This is a genomic window from Paenibacillus sp. FSL R5-0908 (assembly GCF_038006245.1).
Classification (GTDB): Bacteria; Bacillota; Bacilli; order Paenibacillales; family Paenibacillaceae; genus Paenibacillus_AQ; species Paenibacillus_AQ odorifer.
On record NZ_JBBOUV010000001.1, the window covers coordinates 6,360,686 to 6,382,980 of the forward strand.

Sequence of the window (22,295 nt, forward strand, 5' to 3'; positions counted from 1 at the left end):
AAGGCCCTGATAGATCAAGAATAACTTGATTATCAGGACTTTTTTATTAGAACAGGCTTTGTCCGTTAGACTCAATTACTTCTTTGTACCAGTGGAAGGACTTCTTACGGTATCTGTCCAGTGTACCTGAACCATCATCATGACGATCTACATAAATGAAACCATAACGTTTCTTCAGCTCGGCGCTTGTTGCGCTAACCAAGTCGATGCAACCCCAGCTTGTGTATCCCATAACTTCCACGCCATCGGCAATAGCTTCCGCTACTTGAACCAAATGATCTCGCAAATAATTGATCCGGTAATCGTCGTTTACTATCTTCTCACCGTTCCCGTCTACAACCAGCTGATCGACGGCGCCAAGGCCATTTTCCACAATAAACAGCGGTTTTTGGTATCGGTCATAGAACATATTCATCACATAACGCAAGCCCTGCGGATCGATCTGCCAACCCCATTCGCTCGCTTCCAGATACGGATTCGGCACCCCGCCCAGCAGGTTTCCTTCTCCTCTGATCTGTTTCTCCGGATCAGCCGTTTCACATGTGCTCATATAGTAACTGAACGATATGAAATCCACGGTATGCTTCAGAATTTCTTCGTCCCCTGGCTCGAAATGAATGTGAATTCCATGTTCCTTAAAGAACCGTTTCATATATCCTGGATAATAACCTCTGCTATGAACATCCGCAAAAAACATATTTTTGTGATCGCTTTGCATCACCTTGATCAAATCGTCCGGATGCGGAGTGAGCGGATAAATTGGCATGCTCAGTACCATACAGCCTATTTTAAAATCAGGATTGATCTCATGACCGATTTTTACCGCCAAAGCACTTGCAATGAACTCATGGTGAATGGCCTGATACAGATCCTGCTTACTCAATTTCTCCAATGGAGTATTGATTCCGCCACTCATAAATGGGAACTCTAGGATAGAATTGATCTCGTTGAAGGTCAGCCAGTATTTAACCTTGTTCTTGTAACGATTAAAGATCGTTCTCACATAACGCTCATAAAAATCCACCATTTTACGGTTGACCCATCCATCATACTCTCGTGCCAAATGCAGCGGAGTCTCATAATGGGAGATCGTAACTAGCGGCTCAATGCCGTATTTATGACACTCATCGAACAGGTCGTCGTAGAACTGCAAGCCTTGTTCATTCGGCTCCAGCTCGTCCCCTTTCGGAAAAATCCGGGACCAGGCAATAGACGTCCGGAATACTTTAAAGCCCATTTCCGCAAACAGCTTAATATCTTCTTTATATCGGTGATAGAAATCGATACCAATCAACTTCATGTTATCGTCGGTAGGAACTTCTGTAGGCGCAGACTTAATGCCATGCGGCATGACATCTTGAGTAGACCAGCCTTTGCCATCATCCTGATATGCCCCTTCAAGCTGGTTAGCGGCTACAGCCCCACCCCATAGGAATCCTTCTGGAAATTGTAAGTTCATATTTCTTCCCGCCTTTGCTATTGTGATAGTATAGGTTTACTGCTCTAATCCGAATCCTAAACCTTGGAACGCGTTACATGTCAAGGATTAATCTTGCAAAGGAGATAAGCCGATGTCCACACTTGACGAAATTGCTAAGCTGTCGGGCTTTTCCAAAGCTACGGTATCCCGAGTCCTGAACGATTCTCCCCATGTCAGCAAGGAAACTAGGGAGAAAATTCTCGCCATTATGAAAGAGACGGACTATGTTCCCAATCGGAATGCCATATCTTTATCCAAAGGCCAAACCCAGCAAATCGGCATGATTACCTTAGACCTCAACGAGCTTATTTTGTGCTTCATGAACAGCTTCGTCGAAATTTCCGGCCGTTACGGGTATCAGACGATTATTTATACCACCGGCGGTGATAAGCAAAAGGAACTTCAGGCCTTTGAGGATCTCAAACAAAAAAGAGTCGACGCTCTGCTTATTCTGACCGCTGTTAACGATAAAAATGTCATAACTTCCTACTGCAAATACGGCCCGATTGTGTCTTGGCAACGTATGGACCATCCTGAAATCCCGTCAGTTGCCATGAACCAATATGACGGATATGCACTCGCTCTAGAGCATTTAATAGAGCGGGGTTATACGCGTATCGCTAATGCTTTTGGCCGCCCAAGCAGCATAAATACCCAGAGTAGACGACTAGCTTATGAGCAAATCATGGCCAAATATAATCTTCCCATCGTTGAGAAATGGTATTACTCCACGATTTATGGAATCCGTGACGGAGAGCAATTGGTGCGAACCCTAATTGGACAACCCGATCTGCCGGATGCTATTCTGTGCTCCAATGATTTGGTGGCGGTGGGCGTTCTGAGCGAAGCGCGTAGACAGCAGCTGGATGTGCCCCATGATCTAGCCATCATTGGTTTTGATAATTCGGAGCTGTCGCAGACGCTCGGAATTACCACTGTTCGGAATCCGATTGCGGGACAGGCGGAGAACGCCTTTCTTCTGCTGGCTCCAACCCTGCTAGGACTGGATATGGAGCTGCAGCCCCTATCGTTCCAACTGATCGAACGGGAGACAACATAGGTTGCCCATTCTCAGAAGATTACGACTGTACATTCCATAAAAAAACAGCAAAATTGTATTGAAAATTATGATGAAGACGGGTGTTTTTTATGACAAATAAAGTATTGAATCCTAGGGTTGATAAATTCTTAAGTAAAGCGAAACAATGGCGGGAAGAATATGAGCAGTTGAGAACGATCGTGCTTGATTGCGGGCTGACCGAAGATTATAAGTGGATGCATCCATGTTACACATTTGATGATAAAAACATAGTATTAATTCATGGATTTAAAGAATATTGTGCGCTTCTCTTTCACAAAGGTGCCTTGTTACAGGATCCCAATGGGATTCTAATTCAACAAACAGAAAATGTGCAGGCAGCGCGCCAAATTCGGTTTACGAATGTGCAACAAATCGTTGAAATGGAAGCTGTTCTGAAAGCCTACATTCAAAATGCCATAGAAGTTGAAAAAGCGGGTTTGGAAGTCGAATTAAAAAAGAAAGAGGATTACCTCATTCCTGAAGAGCTTAAGAACAAATTCACTGAACTTCCTGGCTTAAAAACTGCTTTTGAAGCCTTAACGCCTGGACGGCAAAACGCATATATTTATCATTTTTCTCAAGCCAAACAATCCAAAACCCGCGTATCCCGAATTGAAAAATTCATCCCGCAAATCCTTGAGGGCAAGGGATTAAATGATTAGCGTTGCTGACAATGAGTCAATTAAGCCTTAGGGTTAGTTGACTCATTTTTTAATTTGTCTTCTTCTAACTGCTTGTAATAATCCTCAACAAAGGCCTTGAACTTTTTAGCGACATTAGTCATGTACCGGTTGGTATACCATGAGATTTCAATGGTGCGGGTGCTTATGGGTTCTTCAATGGGAAGAAGTACCACTGAGGATCCTTGAGAACCACCCCAAGTTACAGCGGGGATAAAAGAAACCCCTAGTCCCGAACGGACTAGACTGCGTACCATCGAAGGCTCATCGCATTCATAAATGATACGCGGAGCAAATCCGGCGGCGTGACAGAGAGAATCCGTCGTTTCACGCAGCTGCTTGCCTATTTTCAAACTAATAAAGCCGTCTTCCGCGAGTTCATTCAGACGTACACTTTTACGGGTTGCGAGCCTGTGCTCATTAGGAACCGCCAGCATGATTTCTTCCGTTACTACCGGTGTGGACGCTGTTCCTGGAATCTTGAGCGGAGTAGAAGAAATACACAAATCAAAAGCCGGATAACGTGAGATCTCCTGATCTTGCTGCAATAGCTTGAATTGAGCTTCCGGGTACTTCTGACGAAATAATGTGATCATATCCGGAAGCAAATAGGAACCCGCTTGGATAAAAATCACCACAGTTCCTGTCGGTCTCTCAGACAAGTCCAATAGCTCTGTTTTCCCCTCCTCTAACGTTTGTAGGGCTGAATCAACTTTTACAAGAAACCGCTTCCCGTATTCATTTAATCGAATGTATTTTCCTGTGCGATCAAACAATTTGACGTTTAATTCGTCCTCAAGATTTTTGATCATTTTACTTATAGCAGGCTGTGAGATTTGGAGTATTTCGGCTGCCCGGGTCATATTCTCAAGCTTTGCAACCGTTTGAAAGTACCGAAGCGAAAGTAAATCCAACGAAACCACCCTCTTCTATAACCTTAGAGTTATGTATTTTATATATAATAATATATTTTTCATCATCATAGCAGAACACTATAATAAAGAGAATTAAAAATACATAAGAATCTGCAGGAGAAAGGGGAACTATAAATGAGCACACAAGAACCAATGGAAGAAATTATTACAGTCTCCAGCGGTCAGCTTAAGGGCATACGTCTGCCAGAACTTGGGGCGATCGCATGGTTAGGGATTCCTTATGCGGAACCCCCCATACATAAGCTCAGATGGAAGGCACCACGTGAGATAGAAGCTTGGACAGGTGTATTTCCTGCAAGCGATTTCAAGAATAACAGTGTCCAATTCATTCAAGGGGAACCTGACGGCAGTGAAGATTGCCTCTTTTTGAATATTTGGCGACCGGATCATACCGAGGCAGGCTTACCCGTATTCGTCTTCCTCCACGGCGGCGGAAATATTGGGGGTTCAGGACGGGATTTTCAAGGTGGAGAATTGGCGTGTAAGACAAATAGTATAGTGGTTACAGTGAACTACCGTTTAGGAGCAATGGGATTTTTCCGGCATCCCTCACTCCGAACCGGGGACCCCTTGGATGACTCAGGAAATTACGGTCTCCTCGATGTTCTTCATGCGCTAAAGTGGCTGCACAAAAACATTGTTTGCTTTGGGGGGAATCCAGGGAATATAACACTAGGGGGCCAGTCTGCAGGTGCAAGAAATGCATTAGCTGCTTACCTTTCACCGCTGGGCAGAGGGCTCTTTCATAAGCTCTTTATTATGAGCGGAGGTTTAACAACGGCTGTTACGGAGCAAAGCGAAGAAAAAGCAGATGACATTTTAACAGAGTTATTAATAAAAACAGGAACGGTCAGCACTCAAGATGAAACAAGAGAATGGATTTCCACACAATCTGCGGATAAGATTTCCGACTTCCTATATCGTCAGAATGCCTTTCACTTTGTCGAAATCATTCGTGAGACGGGGCTTCAGATGGCTGCTTTTCCCCATTTGATCGAAGATGGCACGGTCATTCCTATTGGTGGCTTCGACAATCTAAATAACCTCGATCACCCTTCCCTGCCGATCATCCTTGGGAGCACTGCCAGCGAATTCTCCGAGTTCACTTTAGGGGATACTCATTTCTTCTCCCTAGTGCAAAAGGAAGAGTTAGCCGGAAATATGGAAGAAAAGAAGCTCTATGAAGCAGCAGTCCAATATGGGAGCGATCTGTATGCAGAATTTAATGTAGAGCAGACTACAGAGATATTATTAAGTGCGATCCCAGCGATGCCCATTTATGCTTACCGGTTCGCCTGGGGGTTAAGAGACGGAGTGATCGATCCTTACATCCGTTTTCTTATAGGTGCCCCGCATGGTGCAGACATCCCCTTCTATACAGGTGACTTTTCCGGTGTCCAGGAAAGATTTCCTGCAGATGTAATTTCCGAGCATAACGAGCCTGGGCGTAACATGCTCTCTTCCCTAATGAGGGACTATTTACGGCATTTCCTATATACCGGTAATCCTAATACTGAGGGACAACCTGCTTGGCAACGATACACCCCTAATCCCCGGTCTGCGGAAATTCTCTGGTTAGATGCTAACCAGGATCAAACTATTGTTCAATCCGTCTGCAAACTTGTAAAAAAAGATATCCTGTCCCAAATGGACAATGATCCCCGTTTAGCAGCAGAACAGCGCAATTGGCTAAAAAACAATTTATTTGCGGGACGTTTTTTCTGGTAAGATAAATGATTGTAGAATTCACGTAGAGGAAGGAACATGCTGTTGTGCTAACTTACTTACTGCTCTTAGTCATCGGGCTAGCAGCTGGCATTTCCGGTTCATTGGTCGGACTTGGCGGCGGGTTCATCGTTGTGCCTGCGTTGGCTTTCCTTTTTCCTGATATGGAGCCTTCACATCTGGCTGGCACATCAATGGCGATGCTGCTTTTCAACTCCATCTCAAGCACTTATGTGTACGCAAAGCAGAAGAGAATCGATTATCAAGCAGCGCTCACCTTTGCCGCCGTTTCGATTCCGGGTTCAGTAATAGGTGCACTCTTTACCAAGCAAATGGGCGGGAGAATGTTTTTCGTAAGCTTCGGGATTTTTTTAATCCTTGTCGCTTTATTGCTCTTGTTCAAGCCGAACAAACCCATCCATTGGCCTTTCAAACCAACCGTGAAGCGAAGCTTTTCGGATAATAGCGGTGCTCATTTCGAATATGCTTATCATATGCCTACCGGCATAATCATCAGTTTTCTTGTTGGCTTTGTAGCAAGCCTATTTGGGATTGGCGGCGGGAGTCTTATGGTTCCGACAATGACCTTACTTCTCGGCTTTGCCCCCCATATCGCTGTTGCAACTTCTATGCTTCAAATTTTCCTGTCAGCTATCGTAAGCACCACAACACATGCCTTTTTATTGAATGTTGAATGGTTTATGGTGTTAGCCCTAGCACCTGGCGCAATTATCGGCGGTCAAATTGGCGCACGCCTGGCAAAACGCCTTCCTGCCCAGCTGCTTCTAAAGCTATTAGCCGTTTTTCTCATCATCGTTTCGCTTCGTTTGATGATGAAAGGGTAAGCCATTATGTAAAAAGTCCTGATGGATCATGAGTTTCTTGATCCTCAGGACTTTTTTATTGTGACTGTGGGACTGATACTTGGCTAATTCTGTCGAATTTTAAGTCTCTTCAGGATTTCTTTAGAATTCCCCCACCTAATTCCTCAGTTTTTTTAGTTAAGATTTCTGTATTGAAGTAAGCGAAGGAGGCGGCATATTGGCCAGTAATACCATCTTAGAGCTAATCAATCAGTATGGATATCTGATTTTTTATCTTGCTTTCACGTTAGGCCCTTTTGGAATTCCAATCCCTAATGAAATTACAATTCTCACTGGAGCTACCCTAAGCCACATGGGGATTATCAATTCCTGGATGACTTATTTCTGCATTTTATCAGGGCTATTAACGGCCTTTACGGTTGCCTACTTTGCAGGTAAATACTTTGGGCAAAAGCTGAAGTGCAAATTTGAAGCTAATAGACATTTTAAAAAAGCAGAGCAGATTCTAAAAAAACGTGGGCGTACAGCTATGTATATCGGCATGTTTATTCCAGTTGTACGTTACATCATTCCCATGTTGATCGGGCTCAGCGGTACAAGCTATAAACGATTCGCCCTTATTTCATATCCCAGTGCTTTAAGTTGGACCTTACTGTTCTTTTTTGTAGGAACATACTTTGGAGATCACATCCTATCAAAATTAATAAACATCTAAATTAATTCTAAAATTATGGAGGAATTCCAAATGAGCTTCAATGAAAAACTCTTATTTCTAAGAAGTTTTATTCATGATCCAAAACAGGTAGGCAGTGTTACCCCGAGTTCCCGGTTTCTGGCACACAGCATGGTTAACCAAGCCCCTTGGCATAAAGTTAAAGCAGTCGCTGAACTTGGATCAGGTACGGGTGCAATCACCCGTGTAATCAATACTAAGGTAACTAGTACAACGAAAGTGTTACTATTTGAGATGGATAAAACCATGAGGAATAACCTAAAGACAAGCTATCCGGACTTTTCCTGTTATCATAATGCTGCTAGTTTAGTAGAAACAATTAAGAGTTCACATATTCATCAGTTAGATTGTATTTTTAGTGGGCTGCCCTTTTTCAATTTTGAGCCCGAATTAAGAAGTACATTGGTTGAACAGATCTACCAATCCCTTAAACCTGAGGGATTATTTATCGCCTTTCAGTATTCACTTCAAATGAAGAAGCAGCTCTCCGAATATTTTAATATTGATACAATAAAATATGTGCCATTTAATTTCCCTCCCGCTTTCGTCTACGTCTGTCGTAAAAGGGAAACATAATAAAATAAATATAGAAGAGGGGCAGCGTCCATTGAATACAATTCTTGTTGCAGATGATGATTCTGAAATTCGAGATGTGATTCATGTTTACTTAAGGAATGAAGGTTACCAAGTGCTTGAAGCCGCAGATGGTCAAGAGGCGTTGAGTACAATACAAACAACACCCATTCAACTGGTTATCCTGGATGTGATGATGCCTCAAATGGATGGCATCACAGCCTGTCTCAAAATTAGGGCAATATCAAATATCCCAATTATTATGCTCTCAGCCAAGCAAGAGGACATTGATAAAATCACAGGTCTAACTACCGGGGCAGATGATTACATGATCAAACCGTTTAATCCACTGGAACTACTGGCCCGTGTAAAAGCTCAGTTACGGCGCCAGTCCTTAATTGGAAAGGAAGAATTCAACTCTCTGCTTATAATTAAAAACCTAATCATAGATAAAAATAAACATTCCGTAAAGTTAAATGGAATTGAAGTTTCATTAACTCCGCTAGAGTTTGCGATTTTAACCCTGCTTGCAAGCCGGCCTGGGCAAGTTTATAGTTCGGAGCAAATTTACGAGAGTGTATGGAAAGAGCCTTACGGATATTCTGACAATACCGTAATGGTTCATATTCGTAACTTAAGAGAAAAATTAGAGGAAAATCCAAGAGAACCTCTGTATATTAAGACAGTCTGGGGAGTTGGTTACAAAGTTGATTAAAACCATACGAAATCTACAAATAAATAAACGCATTCAGTCCAATATTTTAATCAGGATGGTGTTGAGTTTCATAATTACCATTGCGATAAATACCTCACTTAGCATCTTGTTCTTTCATTTTGGAAATGCAACAAAATTGGATTGGGTGTTCAATTTTCTTGCCTACCTTCTTACTCCGATGTTTTTCATTATTTTCGTTATTACATTTTTTACATTGACCCGGCGAATCGTCAAAGATTTAATTGCGCTGGAACAAGGACTTCAAATTATATCCGAAGGTGATTTGAGTTATCGGGTAAATGTTGTTCGCCAAGATGAACTAGGACTGGTGGCTTTGAACATCAACCGGATGGCAGAGCGCTTAGAGCAACAGATCATCAAGGAACGCGAAATAGAAAAATCCAAGATGGAGATGATCACGGGGATTTCACACGACTTACGCACCCCTCTTACAAGTATTATCGGGTATATTGAGCTTTTACGTACAGAATCGTACCAAGATAAAAAAGAATATACACGTTTTATTCAAAACACCTATAACAAGGCGCTTCATTTGAAGAAACTCCTCGATGATTTGTTTGAATATACCCGACTTAATTCGGCTGACTCCCGTTTAAATCTGGAGAGAATCGATTTGTCGCAGCTTTTGAATCAATTGCTATTCGAATTCGAACCGATCGCTCAAGAAAACAATGTCCACCTTATAAAAGATATAGATAAGAGTCCAATCATCACCTTAATCGACAGTGAGAAAATAGCCAGAGCCATAGATAATCTACTTATGAACGCCTTAAAATATTCCATCAGCCCGGGAAGCATTAGCATACGAATTACAACCGATTCTGAACACTGTACCATTGAGATTGAAAATAAAGGGACTCCCCTCTCACAGGATCAAGAAAACCGTCTATTTGAACGATTTTATAAGGTTGACCACTCAAGAAAAAGTCAGGGAATTCAAACCGGGGCAGGACTTGGTCTTTCGATAGCTAGGAATATTGCTGAGTTGCACAAGGGTACTTTAACGCTTAAACACACTCATGACGTCTTCACATTCCAACTGAGATTGCCTTTCGGAGAGGATTGCTAATTGATTATGTCTGAATACTTACTTTTCTTACAAGGCTTCCTCAAAGATCCAAAGCGGGTAGGAAATATTCTACCCAGTTCGCCATTATTAGCCGATAAAATAGTTCAGTCTGTACAATGGCATAATGTAAATGCCGTTGCAGAGCTTGGAGCTGGTACAGGTGCTATTACACGTCTCATGACATCACAATTAAAGAATTCTACAAAAGTGCTTTTGTTTGAGCGGAATAAAAAAATGAGAGAACACTTAAAAGCAATTTATCCGGAATGCATTTTCCATTCCAACGCCAGCTACTTACTCAAGAAATTGAATCAGGAAGGCATCCGTGAGTTAGATTGCATAATTTGCGGATTACCATTTTTTAATTTTTCAAGTGAAATGCGTGACAAAATCCTACATCAGATTGTTAAGTCACTTAAACCAGGCGGAATTTTAGTTGCATATCAGCACTCGCTGCACATGAAAAAAAGATGGGCTAAACAACTACTTATTGAGAAAATTGAATTTGTGCCTTACACTTTTCCTCCAACATTCGTATATATTTGTCGTAAAAAAGAATGACATATGAATATTCGAAAAATAGTAATTTCTAAAGAATATATAAGTATTGAGAATGGAAATGACCAGGCCAATATGCAGCCAATACTGTTGCAGGATTATAAAAAAGTCCTGATGATCAAGATTATCTTGATCATCAGGACGGGATTTACTGTGAAAAACTACGTTCCAAACGGTGATAAATTATCCCCGCTGTCTCATTCCCTCAAACAGCAAAATCGTCGCCGCCATTGCGGCGTTCAGCGATTCCGCGCGGCCTGCCATCGGGATGATGATACTCTTGTCCACGAGTCGCGCCGTTTCCTGCGAAATGCCTTTGCCTTCGCTGCCAATCAGCAACCACTGGCTGCCCTGAAAATCGTGCTCATAGCACGATTCTTCGCCCTGCAGCGAAGTGCTCACCAGCAGCGCCCCATTTTTCCGGGCCTGTGGCAAAATCTCACTTAACTCTCCCTCCACCACCGGAAGATGGAACATCGAGCCCATCGTGGACCGGATGGTCTTCGGATTATAGAGGTCGGCACAGCCTTGTCCGAGGATCACTCCGTCTGCTCCCGCTGCATCCGCACTGCGGATGATGGTGCCGACATTACCGGGATCCTGCACGCCGTCCAGCACAACCACAAGGCTATCCTTCTTCGCTAGGATAGCTTCTACAGCCTGCTGTTCCTTCCGCACGATGGCGAACACAGGCTGCGGCGTATTGGTGCTGCTGCATTTCGAAATGATCGCCGCCGAAACGCCAATCACTTCCATTCCCTGAACGGCCTGAAGCAGCCCCTTAAGTTCAGCAGGCATTCCTTTGTCGAGGTCATAAGCAAGGCATTCCACATCTGCTTCAGCCAGCAGTGCTTCCTGAACCAGATGAACGCCCTCTACGATATATTTACGAGCCTTGTCACGGTGCTTTTTCTCCTGTAACCCGGCCCACTCTTTAACCCGCGTATTTTGCGGAGACATGATTTCCATAAGGTCTTCCTTTCTTCTGCCTTGCCTTAGTCTATAACCATTAGTTTGTGTTTCTTCTTTATCTTGACGCCATACTCTTTATCTTTATCTCTGCCTTTGCTCTTCTTCTCTTCTACACCCTATAAACCTGATGAAAACGTTATGGAGAGGAAATTTGGAACTGTAGGAGCGAAGCGCTCAGCCGAAAGCTTTACGTAGTAAAGCTCGCTTCGAAAGCATAAGCTGTCTCCATATTTTATCCGCAACAGGCGGCTCAAATCAAAAAAATCTGGAGACAACAGTGACCGGAAGTCCAAACTTTCCTCGCAGTAACGCTTATCATCAGAACATTCCATCCTACTGATACGCCATCTCCAGCTTCGTCAAATTATCCTTATGCCCAACAATAACAAGGATATCGCCATCAATCAGACGATCCTCTGCACGGGGAGAGATGTTCATTTCTTCACCTTGGCGGATGGCCATTACATTGCAGCCAAATCTTGCGCGGATGTCGAGCTCCTGTAGATTTTTTCCGAGCATCGGTCCGGATACCTTCATATCCAGAATACTGTAGTCCGGCGACAGCTCAATATAATCCAATATATTAGGCGAAGCAAGATGATGCGCAACCCGCATTCCCATATCCCGTTCAGGATAAATCACCTTGTCTGCACCAATTTTGCTTAATACTTTGCCGTGCAGTTCACCTTTGGCTTTTGCCAGAATTGCAGGCACACCCAGGTCTTTTAGGATAAGTGTTGTCAGGATGCTAGCTTGAATGTCCTCGCCAATGGCTACAACCACCACATCAAAATTGCGAATACCAAGGGCACGCAGCGCCTCCTCATCCGTGGAATCTGCAGATACGGCATGAGTTACAATACTTGAAATCTCCTGTGTTCGCTGCTCGTCAGCATCAATCGCAAGTACATCAAACCCCATGCCGCTGAGCGCCTTAGCAACACTAGATCCGAAACGCCCCATACCGATGACGGCATATTGTTTTTTGGCCATGTCTATGTACCTCCCGTAGCATTCTATATCTCAAACAGTATAGCATAAGCCAAGAAGAAACGTCATTGCCGTCCTTATGGATGACAACCGTTTCTCGTAGGAATATAAGGATGATATATATGTGTCAAACTTATACTATCTTATATTTGGACAAAAACTTGAATTTCCAGCACCTTTGCAGGGCACATTATAACGAGGTCAATATCACTATATTTTCAAAAAAGGAGGTACATTATGCCCGTTACCATTGACTTGCGCCAGGCGATTCTTCATAAAGTGCACGGTCAATCTGAAGAGGATTTACGTCATATGATTGAAGGCTCTGTGGACGGTCCGGAGGCAGCACTCCCGGGACTTGGCGCCGTGTTCGAAATGATCTGGAAGGATTTAGATCCCGCTAAGCAAGATCGGTTGGTTACCATGCTGCATGATCACCTGGAGACTATTACCCCTGGGGATATCACATCGTAAACTGACCACAACTAGTCAAAAACCTCCGCTCACCATGGTGTAACTTCACCTATGGAGGCGGAGGTTTTATTATTACATTCAGAAAGTTATAGCGTCCTAATTATAGTAATGCTTTTGGAGCCATTTCCAGGAATTTAGCTGTCGGGTTCTTATCCATCGCTGTCCGCATAGCATATTCGTTCTCGAACAACACGACAAAATTGCCCTTCTTATCCGTCACCAACGTTGAGTTGATTCTGAATTTGCTCGCATCCGGCTTAGTATCATCTACGATCCAACGTGCAAATTGGTATGGCATTCTCTGCAACTGAACATCCACACCATATTCACCCTTCATGCGGTACTCAAACACTTCAAACTGCAGTTGTCCAACTACACCGAGCAAAATATCGTCAAAGTTGACCGTGCGGAACACCTGGATCATGCCCTCTTCAGTCAGCTGATCGACACCCTTCTGGAACTGCTTCGATTTCAATGCATTTTTAATACTCACTTTAGCAAAAATCTCTGGTGAGAACGTTGGCAGCTCATCGAATTCCATATCTCCTGCTTGGCTCAAGGTATCACCAATTCTAAAAATACCTGGATCAAACAGACCGATGATATCTCCCGGATAAGCTTCCTCTACGATATCGCGGTCTTGCGCCAAAAATTGCTGTGGTTGCGCCAGCTTGATATCTTTACCGGCACGTACATGCTTCACGCTCATACCCCGTTCGAATTTCCCGGACACAATACGCAGGAAAGCAATCCGGTCACGGTGAGCCGGGTTCATGTTCGCTTGAATTTTGAACACATAACCAGTGAATTTCTCATTCGTTGGTTCTACTACCCCTGTAGTACTGCGGCGTGGCTCAGGCTTCGGTGCCAAATCCAAGAAATTATCGAGGAAAGTCTGTACGCCAAAATTGTTGATCGCACTGCCAAAGAACACAGGTGTGAGTTCACCACTTAATACTTTTTCATAGTCAAAAGCATCGCCTGCTACATCCAGCAGCTCCAGATCCTGACACAGTTGATCATGCAGATACTCTCCAGCCATTTCACGAATGATTGGATCACGGTATCCGTCAACCTTTTGAACCTTGATTACGGAGTGATCGTCACCTTGGAACAGCTCTACCTGATTTTTCATCCGGTCATACACGCCGCATAGCTCACGTCCACTACCGATCGGCCAGTTCATTGGCACAGAACGAATACCAAGAACCTGCTCCAGCTCTTCCATCAGATCAAACGGGCTACGTCCTTCACGGTCCAGCTTGTTAATAAAGGTAAAGATCGGAATGCCCCGTTTAGCACATACCTGAAACAGTTTGGTGGTTTGGGCTTCCACACCTTTTGCCACGTCAATAAGCATGACCGCACTATCCGCTGCAGTTAGGGTACGATAGGTGTCCTCACTGAAGTCTTGGTGACCCGGTGTATCCAAAATGTTCACGCGATGATTCAAATAATCAAACTGCATTACGGAAGACGTTACAGAAATCCCCCGCTGCTTCTCAATTTCCATCCAGTCACTCGTCGCATGTTTATTCGCTTTACGGGCCTTAACCGTTCCCGCCAGACGGATCGCACCACCGAATAACAGCAGCTTCTCCGTTAAAGTTGTTTTACCCGCATCCGGGTGAGAAATGATCGCAAAGGTTCTGCGTCTATCCACTTCCTTTTGCAGCTTCTGATCTATTGCTTTGTTCATTACACATATCCCTTCATATATAAAATTCCTGCTTCTGCTTCAATTACACTGGGGTTCATCAAATCGGTGCTCTGCTCATTGTTCATACCCCTTCATTTCTGAATGAATAGCTCTTAGGTCTAGCTCCAGTCCGCTTCAAGTGAAAGCATCCTCTAAAGTATATCAAAATCCGGCAGACATTATCTACTAAAAAGCGCGTGCCGCAAAATATCTCCCGAATGGTCTGGATTATGATCCCCACATATCATCGTTCAAGAAAATAGATGTATTTCCTACACTTACTTGAAGTATTAGCATTTTCATTAGCCTTTAGTTGCATTTGATGCAATTAAAAATAAGTTGTGCACGCTTTTCCGCCTTATCCGGTGATTATAGTTGCAGAAAATACATCTAAAAGACTAATCACAACGAGATAAGCGATTTTAATTGTACAAAGTGCAGTTATTAGAAACGTGCCCAGATCCCCCAAACACCGTCTGAAGTCCAATCTTTTAGATCTTAGCATTACAAAAAATCCCCCTGCATCCTCTGCAGGGAGATAGCATTAACTCAAGGTTTAGTTATTCTTCAGCCAAACCACATTATCTTCATCTTGGCCGTTTACAGGCCACCAATGGAAACCTTCTTTAGCAAGCAGTTCATCTGCTTCCACTGGACCCCAAGAGCCGGCAGGATAAGAAGATAAGTCGCTAGACTCTTCGCTCCACGCTTTCGCAATACGATCCACGAATGACCATGCCGAGGATACCTCATCCCAACGAGTGAAATAAGTTGAATCGCCGCGTGCGGCATCATGTAGCAAGCGCTCATATGCTTCCGGAGAATTGATTCCAACCAGGCAGCTCTGACAGAAGTCCATAGCCAGCGGTTGAATCTCAGACTCTGAACCCGGCTTCTTGGCATTAATCTTTACGTAAATGCCTTCCATTGGGTTCACACGGATTACAAGGAGGTTAGGCTCAAGTTTATGCTTTTGTCCCAAATAAACGTTGGTTGGCATCCCTTTGAACTCAACTACCACTTCCGTCGTCTTCACCGGGAGACGTTTACCTGTACGGATGTAGAAAGGAACTCCAGCCCAGCGGAAGTTATCTACAAATACACGGGCAGCAAAATACGTCTCTGTATTCGACTCAGGGTCAACCTTATCTTCCTGACGGTAAGCAGGAAGGGTTTTGCCTTGGTGTAGGCCTTGAATATATTGAGCTCTTACGACATTCTCACGCACCTCATCAGATGTCGCATAAGGACGAAGGGAACGAAGTACCTTCACTTTCTCATCACGAATATCTTCTGCGAGCAGACGGCTTGGTGGTTCCATAGCAATCATAGTCAGCAGTTGCAGTATATGATTCTGGCCCATGTCCCGTAAGGCTCCCGCATGGTCATAGTAACCACCGCGTTCTTCTACACCTACGGTTTCGCCAAGTGTAATTTGAATATTGGCAATATGTTTATTATTCCAGAGCGGTTCGAAAAAAGCATTAGCAAAACGAATCACTTCGATATTCTGTACCATTTCTTTACCAAGATAGTGGTCAATCCGGTAAATTTCCTCTTCTTTGAAGACCTGACGAATCTGTTCGTTCAGCTGTTCAGCCGACTCCAGATTATAGCCAAAAGGCTTCTCAATTACGAGGCGATTCCAACCCGTACTATCCAGCATCCCGCCAGCTTTAAGATTGAAGGAGACACTGCCGAACAATTCAGGCGCCAGCGCAAGATAGAACATCCGATTGCCCGGAATACTGAATTTCTCTTCAAGAACTTCAGTTTGTGCTCTTAACTCGCGGAAACCATCAATATTGTTAATGTCCAGAGATTTGTATTCGAAATGCTGTACAAACTCATTCCATTCACTTTCTTCTCCCGCTTTGTAACGGCAGAATTCAAGGATGGATTCCTTCACATCACTTCTAAATTCTTCCTGAGTACGCGGGCGCCGCGCCACGCCAATTACCGCAAAATCTTGTGCCAGCTTACCTTCACGGTACAAGCTGTAAATCGCCGGGAAAAGCTTACGCCGGGCTAAGTCTCCGGTTGCCCCAAAGATAAAAAAGACAGCACCGGGTGTGTGCAGTGCATCAAGGGTTTGATTTTCAGCCATGGCTCCTCATCTTTCTGTATGTAATATAGTTTATTGACATGCTCAGCGTCGATACTAACATAAGGTGAATAACGACGTTATGTCATTTTAGCATATTCCTAAAAAGGATGCTATCACATTCCTGACAAATACTCTCGGGATTTCGCAAATTTCAATTAATATTTCTTATTATTAACTATATCTGCGCTTATATAAGAGAAAAATGTCAATATTCGATGGTTATTAAAGGAAAGCCTATCGTTACGCGGTTTGTCCCCTTTTGATCTTCATGATGTACTGCGATTTGGGCAGAAACTGACTGATTTCCACTCATCACAGAGCGCTTCAAATTAGGAATCGAATACGTACGGCTAACCGTTGAGATATCCTTGTAGCTTTCTCCTCCGGTCACAGCTTCAAACCGGTCATGCATCAATGACTCCGTCTGTGCTAGAACTTTTTCAGGTGCTCCCTGTTCTTGCGCGCTTCCTTGAAGGGATACATTCCATTCGGCCTTAATTTTATGCTGTTCAAGAATCATACTTACTTCACGAGCAGCCGCTTGAAAGCCAGCTTCATTTTGCAGATCAGCCGTATCTAACGTTACAATCACATAACTGTTTCCTGCACTAAGCTCATTCCAAAATAAGGAAAGCCGCGATTCATATGGTTTGGCAGCTTCTGTACGATAAGTCATATGTCCATCTTCCTCAGTACCTGACGGTACATTCAATCCGAGACTTGTACTTAACTTAGCAACTTCGGCAGACAGATCCGCGTAATTGCTGCTTTCTCCCTGCCACTTTAACACTAAACGCAGCGGTGAATCAGAAACGGTTGTTTCTTTTCCGAGATCTATTAAACTCACAAGAGCATGGTTCAGTTCGGCTCCTATTGAAGCTTGGTTAACGCCCTCATCAAGAACGGTTGAATTCGCTTTAACACTTTGCAGATTAACTAGCAGAGCCACAGCGCAGCACACGATTATCATTATTAAAAAAGTCCCTTTTTTTGTTCCGTTGTTCAGCTTCATCTTCCGCATATGTCATTCTCCCTTCGAACCTCTCTAGCAATCTACTAGACAGTATGTTCGAATTAGGAGATTCTATACCTGAAATATTCCCACAAAGAGAGGGATTTGCTTCAATGCGTACTCAGATACTTTGCGGAGGCCCCAAAACTACTTTCTTATATTATAAAAAAAGACTGAAGCAGAGGCTTCAGTCCTTTGTTGTTATTCAGCTAGTCCATTTTTATATGCATAAATTGCTGCTTGGGTCCGGTCTTCCACGCCCAGCTTCGCGAGAATATTCGTCACATGAAATTTCACAGTTTTGATTCCAATAATTAGTTGATCGGCAATATCCTGATTGGATTTACCTTGCGCCAACAGACGTAATACTTCCATCTCGCGCTCCGTAAGCTCTTTATAAGCAGGTGATTCTCCTTTTGCATTGTTTCGAAAACGGTTCATCATTTTAGAGGCCACCTGTGACTCAAGCACGGACTGTCCTCTTGCCGCAGCGCGGATCGCATCCGCCACTTCACTAGCCCGCGAAGTCTTCAGCAGATAACTAAAGGCGCCCGCTTCAATAACGGGATACATCTTTTCATCGTCCAAATAGCTTGTAAGAACAATAACTTTGATCTCTGGGTATTGCTTCATCAGCTGTTTAGTCGTTTCTATGCCATCCATCCCATCCATTACGAGATCCATTAAGACCACATCGGGATTGTACTCTTGAGCCAGCCGAATGCCTTCTTCTCCACTTCCAGCTTCACCTACGACCTCAATTCCATCCTCGGTACCTAAAACTGCTGCTAGCCCGATCCGTACCATTTCATGATCATCTACGAGTAGTACTTTAATTGCTTCCTCCATCTCCATGGTTACTCTTTCCTCCTATTATTCATTGACTAACGGAACGGTAATTTCAATACGCATCCCTTTACCCGGAGCGGTAATGAACTGAATGGAGCCTCCGATTTCATTAATCCGCTCCTGCATGTTCGACAAACCATAGGAAGCTTGTTTGGTGTCGTCCATCTCAAAGCCGATCCCATCATCACGCAACGTCAAGCGAACTGTATCTCCCCGTCTATGCAGCCGAATTTCCATTTTTTCTGCTTTCGCATGACGAAGTGTATTAGAAATCGCCTCTTGGACGATACGAAACAAGTGATTCTCTACCCCTTTTAACAGCTGCACATCAGGGTCCATCTCAAATACAATTTCGATCGGTACCTTGACCTTAAGCTCCTTGATCAATTCCTGCAGACCTTGTTCGAGGCCCTTTCCTTCCAAATAAACAGGTCTCAAATGCAGCAGCAATGCCCTCATCTCCGATTGGGCTACGGCAGACATTTCTTCTATAAGCGCAATTTGCCGCTGGGCTTTATCGAAATCCTTCTCCAACGTCCGGCCTACCGCCGTGGCAGTCATGGAGATTGCAAATAGCTGCTGGGAAACAGCGTCGTGCAGTTCACGCGCAAGCCGCTGCCGTTCCTCCATAATAGCAGATACCCGCGCCTGCTCCGCAAGCTTCGCGTTATTCGTGGACAACCGCTGCAGCGTCGTCACTTGATTCTCCCATTTGCCGCTAATCCGGCCAAGCTGTTCTCCGAGCCTTCCCAGCTCATCATCACCTAGATCCGGCATGGACAGCGTCAAATTTCCCTTTTCCCATAATACGAGGGTCTGCCTAAGACGTTCCAACTGCCGCTTCACACGAAAGCTCTGATAAAAGCCATAACCAATCCCAAAGCCCATAGGCAGAAGAATTAGGGTGACGGCTGTCCGCACGCCAAATTTCCAGCTTTCAAAAGGCTTCAAATAGCCATATGTATACATGACATACATTATCACAAGCAGCATGACAAAAGAGAACAGAGCCCCCTCACCCATGCTGCGTGATATCATGTTTTTGTTCTTTTTTTCCATACGGGGGACTCTCCCTTCTCTATCAAGCTTATCAGGATAATCGTACATCTAGATCTCCCATTAAATAAGAAACACTAAATTTCACTTTGTACTCACTGCTGTCATAATTGGCTGATTTCCAATTCAGACGGTTTAACATTCCTGTATCCCGCTGGTTGCCGAATTCAATGGACCCAAAGAGCACAAAAGCTTCAATTTCCACGCCGTAATCATCGGACAGGTTAATGTCCATATCGCCAAAAATCCCTTGAAACAGCATGACCGTTTCCTTATGATCCGCCATAGCTAATGAAAGATCCACATCGGCCTCACCCAGTACATGCCAAGAGCTAAGGCTGTGCATCACCCAAGGTGAGCGGTCCCAGTCAAATCTGGATGAAAAGTTCTGCTTCTGCATAAACCCTTCCTTGCGCTGAACTCTTTTGGATTTGGTAAAAAACATCCCAAGTGAGATTAAGCAAATCCCCAGCACGAGCACCAAATGGTCCAGCAAAAGCAATACAGCACCTATCCCGAGCAGTTTATAGCCCTGCTTTACTTTGCCTGATGTCGTACGGTAGACTCCCAGCAGCAGGAACAGAAGCGCGACAATGGAGAAAAAGCCGAGCCATCTACCAAAAATCATCATGCAGCCAACAGCAATCAGTCCGATGGCAATCAAACGGTTTCGTTTATCCATTTCGCACCTCCTAAACGTTTTGCGAAGCAAAACTCATTTTATACTATTGGTTAGATATCCGTCACTATGATGAGGAATATTATCACCGTTAAATATTATAGCTAGCCGCTATAAAAGCCATATCGGTATGGAGATCCATACCGTATGGCTTCTTCTTGTCCAGCATATCATATCCGTCCAAGTTTTAGGAACAGGATTTATTGTTCTTTTTTGTTTAGAGAAGGAGCCGCAGGTGTATCATTCAGCTTGTTTTTCAGTAGCGCCAATTGCTCATCCACTTTCAGTTGCTTCTCAACATCAACGGGTTTGCTATAAGCAGCGGATGGGCTGTAAGGTGCACGCATTACATCTGCTTCAGCCTCAAGCTGCATAATTTTCTCTTCCATCCGGTGGAATCCGAGTGATGCACTGCCACTTTCAATGGAATGTACGCTGCTGATTTGCGACATTTGTTTTTTAGCCTTAGCCATTTGAGCACGGGATACAAGCTCGTTACGTTTGTTGCGCAGCTTGTAGAACTCATCCTTCATGTCATGCAGTTGTTGCACCAATTCCTTAGCGTGTACTTCAGCTTGTGCGTGAAGATCACTGTATTCCACTTGCTTTTGGTCAAAGTAGATTTTTTCTTCCAACAGCTTGCGAGTTACTTCTTCTTGGCCATTTTTCAGTGCCAGTTCAGCTTGTGATCCACGTTGTGCAGACATTTTTGCTGCTTCTTCCACACGTTGCTTCATACGGCGTTCGTTAGCCATTTGTTTAGCAACTGTTACTTCCGCTTCGTGAATCTCAGCCTCCATATCGCGCAGATATTGGTTAAGCATTACGATTGGATCCTCTACCTTATCCAACAAGTCATTTACCGACGCTTTAGTCATATCTTTAATTCTTTGAAATACTCCCATGATTTACAATTCCCCTTTCTCATATTTAGACAGTTTTTGTTTGAGTTCTTCTACTTCTTTTTGCAAAGCCTTCTTCTCAATATCCTTCATCATCGCATCCAAACCGGAGTCCGGTGCGGAATAAGCGTTGTTCTTCTCAAAATTAGGATTGTAATTTGGCTGGCGTCCATAAGGTCCATATCCGCCAGTAGCTTGTGGTCCGTGTCCATGTTCCGGTCTACCTGAGTAGGGTCCGCCGTATGGGCCACCCGGTGCCCCAGGCCCTGGTCCAAAAGGATTATAATGCGTCGGTTCCTTAGGAATGACCATTGCTGCAATGAAGTATACCGGAATCACCGCACCACCTGTGAACGGAATGCTGACCAGTAATAGAATCCGGAATAACGTGGAATCAATACCGAGCGTCTCAGATAATCCACCTGCAAGACCCGTCATCACTTTATCTCTAGTTGAACGATACAATCGACTCATAGCGTTACTCCTTTCCACCATTGTTCAGTTTCTCCTTTAGGCGAGCCATTTCTCTTTCGAGTACGGTCGCTACGGTCTCACCCGCTTGCACCGCATATTCCTGTCCCATGCGCCGCAAATCACGCAAACTCTTTGCTTCTAATTCCCAATCCGACATCTGATCTTCCAGACGACCGAACATTTTGGGAACATCACCACCATTGCCATAAGCACTGGCTCTTTGATTCATCCGTTGCTGCAATCGCAGCGACTCCATTCGTGCCGAATAATACTGACGTTTGCTGTACACCGTTTGATACTCTATTTTCAGCTCATTCAGCTGTGCTTCAAGTTCAAACAAGGATTGCTTGCTCTGTTCTAACAGCCCGCTATATTGCTCCAGTTTTTCCTCGTGAATGATCTTTTCTTGTAAAGCCAGCTTCGCGAGATGATCCTCGCCTGCTTTCAGTGCCAACAACGCCTGCTCTTCACGTTTGTTTCTCATAGCAGTTGCTTGGTTCACTTGCTGCTGCAATTGCTTCGTGTGGGAAGCATATTGCTGGTACAGCCTTTCAGCTTCACTGATTTCCTCACGGGTTGAATGTAGAAATTGATCAATTAGTTTCACGGGATCTTGGCTTTGCTCCAGACGTTCGTTTAGATTAGCTACAGTAATATCCCTCATGCGACGAAAAACACTCATGATCT

The 22,295-nt window shown here is 44.0% G+C and carries 23 protein-coding genes; 10 read left to right on the plus strand and 13 right to left on the minus strand.

The annotated features are described in order from the left end of the window. Nucleotides 1–46: 46 nt before the first annotated feature. Nucleotides 47–1,459 (minus strand): glycoside hydrolase family 1 protein, encoded by a 1,413-nt coding sequence (locus MKZ09_RS28710; protein ID WP_076134121.1) that lies wholly within the window; start codon nt 1,457–1,459, stop codon nt 47–49. A gap of 112 nt (nt 1,460–1,571) precedes the next feature. Between MKZ09_RS28710 and MKZ09_RS28715 the strand changes: the two genes are divergently transcribed. Next, entirely contained in the window at nt 1,572–2,540 is a 969-nt protein-coding gene (locus MKZ09_RS28715; RefSeq protein WP_076206920.1) for a LacI family DNA-binding transcriptional regulator, read from the plus strand. A gap of 89 nt (nt 2,541–2,629) precedes the next feature. Further along, the gene (locus MKZ09_RS28720; RefSeq protein ID WP_076206918.1) at nt 2,630–3,223 is read left to right on the plus strand and encodes a YdeI/OmpD-associated family protein; all 594 of its coding nucleotides are present in this window, start codon (nt 2,630–2,632) and stop codon (nt 3,221–3,223) included. 20 nt (nt 3,224–3,243) lie between these two features. On the opposite strand, the gene MKZ09_RS28725 is transcribed toward MKZ09_RS28720, so the two are convergent. Continuing rightward, a complete protein-coding gene (locus MKZ09_RS28725) occupies nt 3,244–4,155 on the minus strand; it encodes a LysR family transcriptional regulator (RefSeq protein ID WP_076206916.1) in 912 nt (303 codons plus the stop codon). 135 nt (nt 4,156–4,290) lie between these two features. Here MKZ09_RS28725 and MKZ09_RS28730 point away from each other — a divergent pair, with 135 nt between their 5' ends. The 7 genes from MKZ09_RS28730 to MKZ09_RS28760 all read left to right on the plus strand — a co-directional run bounded on the left by MKZ09_RS28730 (nt 4,291) and on the right by MKZ09_RS28760 (nt 10,397). After that, nucleotides 4,291–5,904, plus strand: a complete 1,614-nt coding sequence (locus tag MKZ09_RS28730; protein WP_076206914.1) for a carboxylesterase family protein — start codon at nt 4,291–4,293, stop codon at nt 5,902–5,904. Nucleotides 5,905–5,948: 44 nt separating this feature from the next. Further along, nucleotides 5,949–6,746: a sulfite exporter TauE/SafE family protein gene (locus tag MKZ09_RS28735; protein WP_038573266.1), complete on the plus strand. Its 798-nt coding sequence runs from the start codon at nt 5,949–5,951 to the stop codon at nt 6,744–6,746. Nucleotides 6,747–6,942: 196 nt separating this feature from the next. Beyond that, nucleotides 6,943–7,440 carry a DedA family protein gene (locus MKZ09_RS28740; RefSeq protein WP_076134115.1) on the plus strand — a complete coding sequence of 166 codons (498 nt, stop codon included), beginning with the start codon at nt 6,943–6,945 and terminating at the stop codon, nt 7,438–7,440. Nucleotides 7,441–7,470: 30 nt separating this feature from the next. Continuing rightward, on the plus strand, nt 7,471–8,034 hold the full coding sequence (locus MKZ09_RS28745) for a class I SAM-dependent methyltransferase (RefSeq protein WP_076134114.1): 564 nt from the start codon (nt 7,471–7,473) through the stop codon (nt 8,032–8,034). Nucleotides 8,035–8,065: 31 nt separating this feature from the next. Then, on the plus strand, nt 8,066–8,746 hold the full coding sequence (locus tag MKZ09_RS28750; protein WP_076134113.1) for a response regulator transcription factor: 681 nt from the start codon (nt 8,066–8,068) through the stop codon (nt 8,744–8,746). A 55-nt stretch (nt 8,747–8,801) separates the two neighbouring features. After that, nucleotides 8,802–9,836: a sensor histidine kinase gene (locus MKZ09_RS28755; protein ID WP_111506415.1), complete on the plus strand. Its 1,035-nt coding sequence runs from the start codon at nt 8,802–8,804 to the stop codon at nt 9,834–9,836. Nucleotides 9,837–9,842: 6 nt separating this feature from the next. After that, the gene (locus MKZ09_RS28760; RefSeq protein ID WP_081383878.1) at nt 9,843–10,397 is read left to right on the plus strand and encodes a class I SAM-dependent methyltransferase; all 555 of its coding nucleotides are present in this window, start codon (nt 9,843–9,845) and stop codon (nt 10,395–10,397) included. 180 nt (nt 10,398–10,577) lie between these two features. Here MKZ09_RS28760 and MKZ09_RS28765 read toward each other — a convergent pair whose 3' ends face one another. Next, the gene (locus MKZ09_RS28765; protein ID WP_076134110.1) at nt 10,578–11,363 is read right to left on the minus strand and encodes a TrmH family RNA methyltransferase; all 786 of its coding nucleotides are present in this window, start codon (nt 11,361–11,363) and stop codon (nt 10,578–10,580) included. A gap of 336 nt (nt 11,364–11,699) precedes the next feature. After that, nucleotides 11,700–12,359: a potassium channel family protein gene (locus tag MKZ09_RS28770; protein ID WP_036685517.1), complete on the minus strand. Its 660-nt coding sequence runs from the start codon at nt 12,357–12,359 to the stop codon at nt 11,700–11,702. Between the two features lie 234 nt (nt 12,360–12,593). Here MKZ09_RS28770 and MKZ09_RS28775 point away from each other — a divergent pair, with 234 nt between their 5' ends. After that, nucleotides 12,594–12,830, plus strand: a complete 237-nt coding sequence (locus tag MKZ09_RS28775) for a small acid-soluble spore protein SspI (protein WP_076098826.1) — start codon at nt 12,594–12,596, stop codon at nt 12,828–12,830. A gap of 100 nt (nt 12,831–12,930) precedes the next feature. Here the strand turns inward: MKZ09_RS28775 and MKZ09_RS28780 are convergent, their stop codons facing one another. The 9 genes from MKZ09_RS28780 to MKZ09_RS28820 form a co-directional block, all read right to left on the minus strand. Next, a complete protein-coding gene (locus tag MKZ09_RS28780; protein ID WP_076206909.1) occupies nt 12,931–14,529 on the minus strand; it encodes a peptide chain release factor 3 in 1,599 nt (532 codons plus the stop codon). Between the two features lie 556 nt (nt 14,530–15,085). Continuing rightward, nucleotides 15,086–16,636 (minus strand): glucose-6-phosphate dehydrogenase, encoded by a 1,551-nt coding sequence (zwf, locus tag MKZ09_RS28785; protein ID WP_036685526.1) that lies wholly within the window; start codon nt 16,634–16,636, stop codon nt 15,086–15,088. A 205-nt stretch (nt 16,637–16,841) separates the two neighbouring features. Continuing rightward, on the minus strand, nt 16,842–17,657 hold the full coding sequence (locus tag MKZ09_RS28790; protein WP_076206906.1) for a YwmB family TATA-box binding protein: 816 nt from the start codon (nt 17,655–17,657) through the stop codon (nt 16,842–16,844). 192 nt (nt 17,658–17,849) lie between these two features. Beyond that, complete coding sequence (locus MKZ09_RS28795; protein WP_036685532.1) at nt 17,850–18,503, minus strand: response regulator; 654 nt, start codon at nt 18,501–18,503, stop codon at nt 17,850–17,852. A gap of 18 nt (nt 18,504–18,521) precedes the next feature. Beyond that, nucleotides 18,522–19,556 carry a sensor histidine kinase gene (locus MKZ09_RS28800; RefSeq protein ID WP_038573283.1) on the minus strand — a complete coding sequence of 345 codons (1,035 nt, stop codon included), beginning with the start codon at nt 19,554–19,556 and terminating at the stop codon, nt 18,522–18,524. A gap of 31 nt (nt 19,557–19,587) precedes the next feature. Beyond that, nucleotides 19,588–20,235 carry a cell wall-active antibiotics response protein LiaF gene (liaF, locus tag MKZ09_RS28805; protein ID WP_036685537.1) on the minus strand — a complete coding sequence of 216 codons (648 nt, stop codon included), beginning with the start codon at nt 20,233–20,235 and terminating at the stop codon, nt 19,588–19,590. A gap of 197 nt (nt 20,236–20,432) precedes the next feature. Next, nucleotides 20,433–21,137, minus strand: coding sequence for a PspA/IM30 family protein (locus MKZ09_RS28810; protein ID WP_036685540.1), 705 nt, complete (start codon nt 21,135–21,137; stop codon nt 20,433–20,435). Between the two features lie 3 nt (nt 21,138–21,140). Beyond that, entirely contained in the window at nt 21,141–21,608 is a 468-nt protein-coding gene (locus MKZ09_RS28815; protein WP_036685653.1) for a PspC domain-containing protein, read from the minus strand. A gap of 4 nt (nt 21,609–21,612) precedes the next feature. Then, nucleotides 21,613–22,290, minus strand: a complete 678-nt coding sequence (locus MKZ09_RS28820; protein WP_036685541.1) for a PspA/IM30 family protein — start codon at nt 22,288–22,290, stop codon at nt 21,613–21,615. Nucleotides 22,291–22,295: the final 5 nt, after the last annotated feature.

Excerpts from the sequence above, each read along its gene's own strand:
- MKZ09_RS28715 (WP_076206920.1), top strand. The coding sequence starts at position 1,572 with ATGTCCACACTTGACGAAATTGCTAAGCTGTCGGGCTTTTCCAAAGCT.
- liaF (WP_036685537.1), bottom strand. The coding sequence starts at position 20,235 with ATGGATAAACGAAACCGTTTGATTGCCATCGGACTGATTGCTGTTGGC.
- MKZ09_RS28720 (WP_076206918.1), top strand. The coding sequence starts at position 2,630 with ATGACAAATAAAGTATTGAATCCTAGGGTTGATAAATTCTTAAGTAAA.
- MKZ09_RS28755 (WP_111506415.1), top strand. The coding sequence starts at position 8,802 with ATGGTGTTGAGTTTCATAATTACCATTGCGATAAATACCTCACTTAGC.
- MKZ09_RS28815 (WP_036685653.1), bottom strand. The coding sequence starts at position 21,608 with ATGAGTCGATTGTATCGTTCAACTAGAGATAAAGTGATGACGGGTCTT.
- MKZ09_RS28765 (WP_076134110.1), bottom strand. The coding sequence starts at position 11,363 with ATGGAAATCATGTCTCCGCAAAATACGCGGGTTAAAGAGTGGGCCGGG.
- MKZ09_RS28810 (WP_036685540.1), bottom strand. The coding sequence starts at position 21,137 with ATGGGAGTATTTCAAAGAATTAAAGATATGACTAAAGCGTCGGTAAAT.
- MKZ09_RS28745 (WP_076134114.1), top strand. The coding sequence starts at position 7,471 with ATGAGCTTCAATGAAAAACTCTTATTTCTAAGAAGTTTTATTCATGAT.
- zwf (WP_036685526.1), bottom strand. The coding sequence starts at position 16,636 with ATGGCTGAAAATCAAACCCTTGATGCACTGCACACACCCGGTGCTGTC.
- MKZ09_RS28770 (WP_036685517.1), bottom strand. The coding sequence starts at position 12,359 with ATGGCCAAAAAACAATATGCCGTCATCGGTATGGGGCGTTTCGGATCT.
- MKZ09_RS28820 (WP_036685541.1), bottom strand. The coding sequence starts at position 22,290 with ATGAGTGTTTTTCGTCGCATGAGGGATATTACTGTAGCTAATCTAAAC.
- MKZ09_RS28790 (WP_076206906.1), bottom strand. The coding sequence starts at position 17,657 with ATGCGGAAGATGAAGCTGAACAACGGAACAAAAAAAGGGACTTTTTTA.
- MKZ09_RS28775 (WP_076098826.1), top strand. The coding sequence starts at position 12,594 with ATGCCCGTTACCATTGACTTGCGCCAGGCGATTCTTCATAAAGTGCAC.
- MKZ09_RS28760 (WP_081383878.1), top strand. The coding sequence starts at position 9,843 with ATGTCTGAATACTTACTTTTCTTACAAGGCTTCCTCAAAGATCCAAAG.
- MKZ09_RS28730 (WP_076206914.1), top strand. The coding sequence starts at position 4,291 with ATGAGCACACAAGAACCAATGGAAGAAATTATTACAGTCTCCAGCGGT.
- MKZ09_RS28800 (WP_038573283.1), bottom strand. The coding sequence starts at position 19,556 with ATGGAAAAAAAGAACAAAAACATGATATCACGCAGCATGGGTGAGGGG.
- MKZ09_RS28710 (WP_076134121.1), bottom strand. The coding sequence starts at position 1,459 with ATGAACTTACAATTTCCAGAAGGATTCCTATGGGGTGGGGCTGTAGCC.
- MKZ09_RS28795 (WP_036685532.1), bottom strand. The coding sequence starts at position 18,503 with ATGGAGATGGAGGAAGCAATTAAAGTACTACTCGTAGATGATCATGAA.
- MKZ09_RS28780 (WP_076206909.1), bottom strand. The coding sequence starts at position 14,529 with ATGAACAAAGCAATAGATCAGAAGCTGCAAAAGGAAGTGGATAGACGC.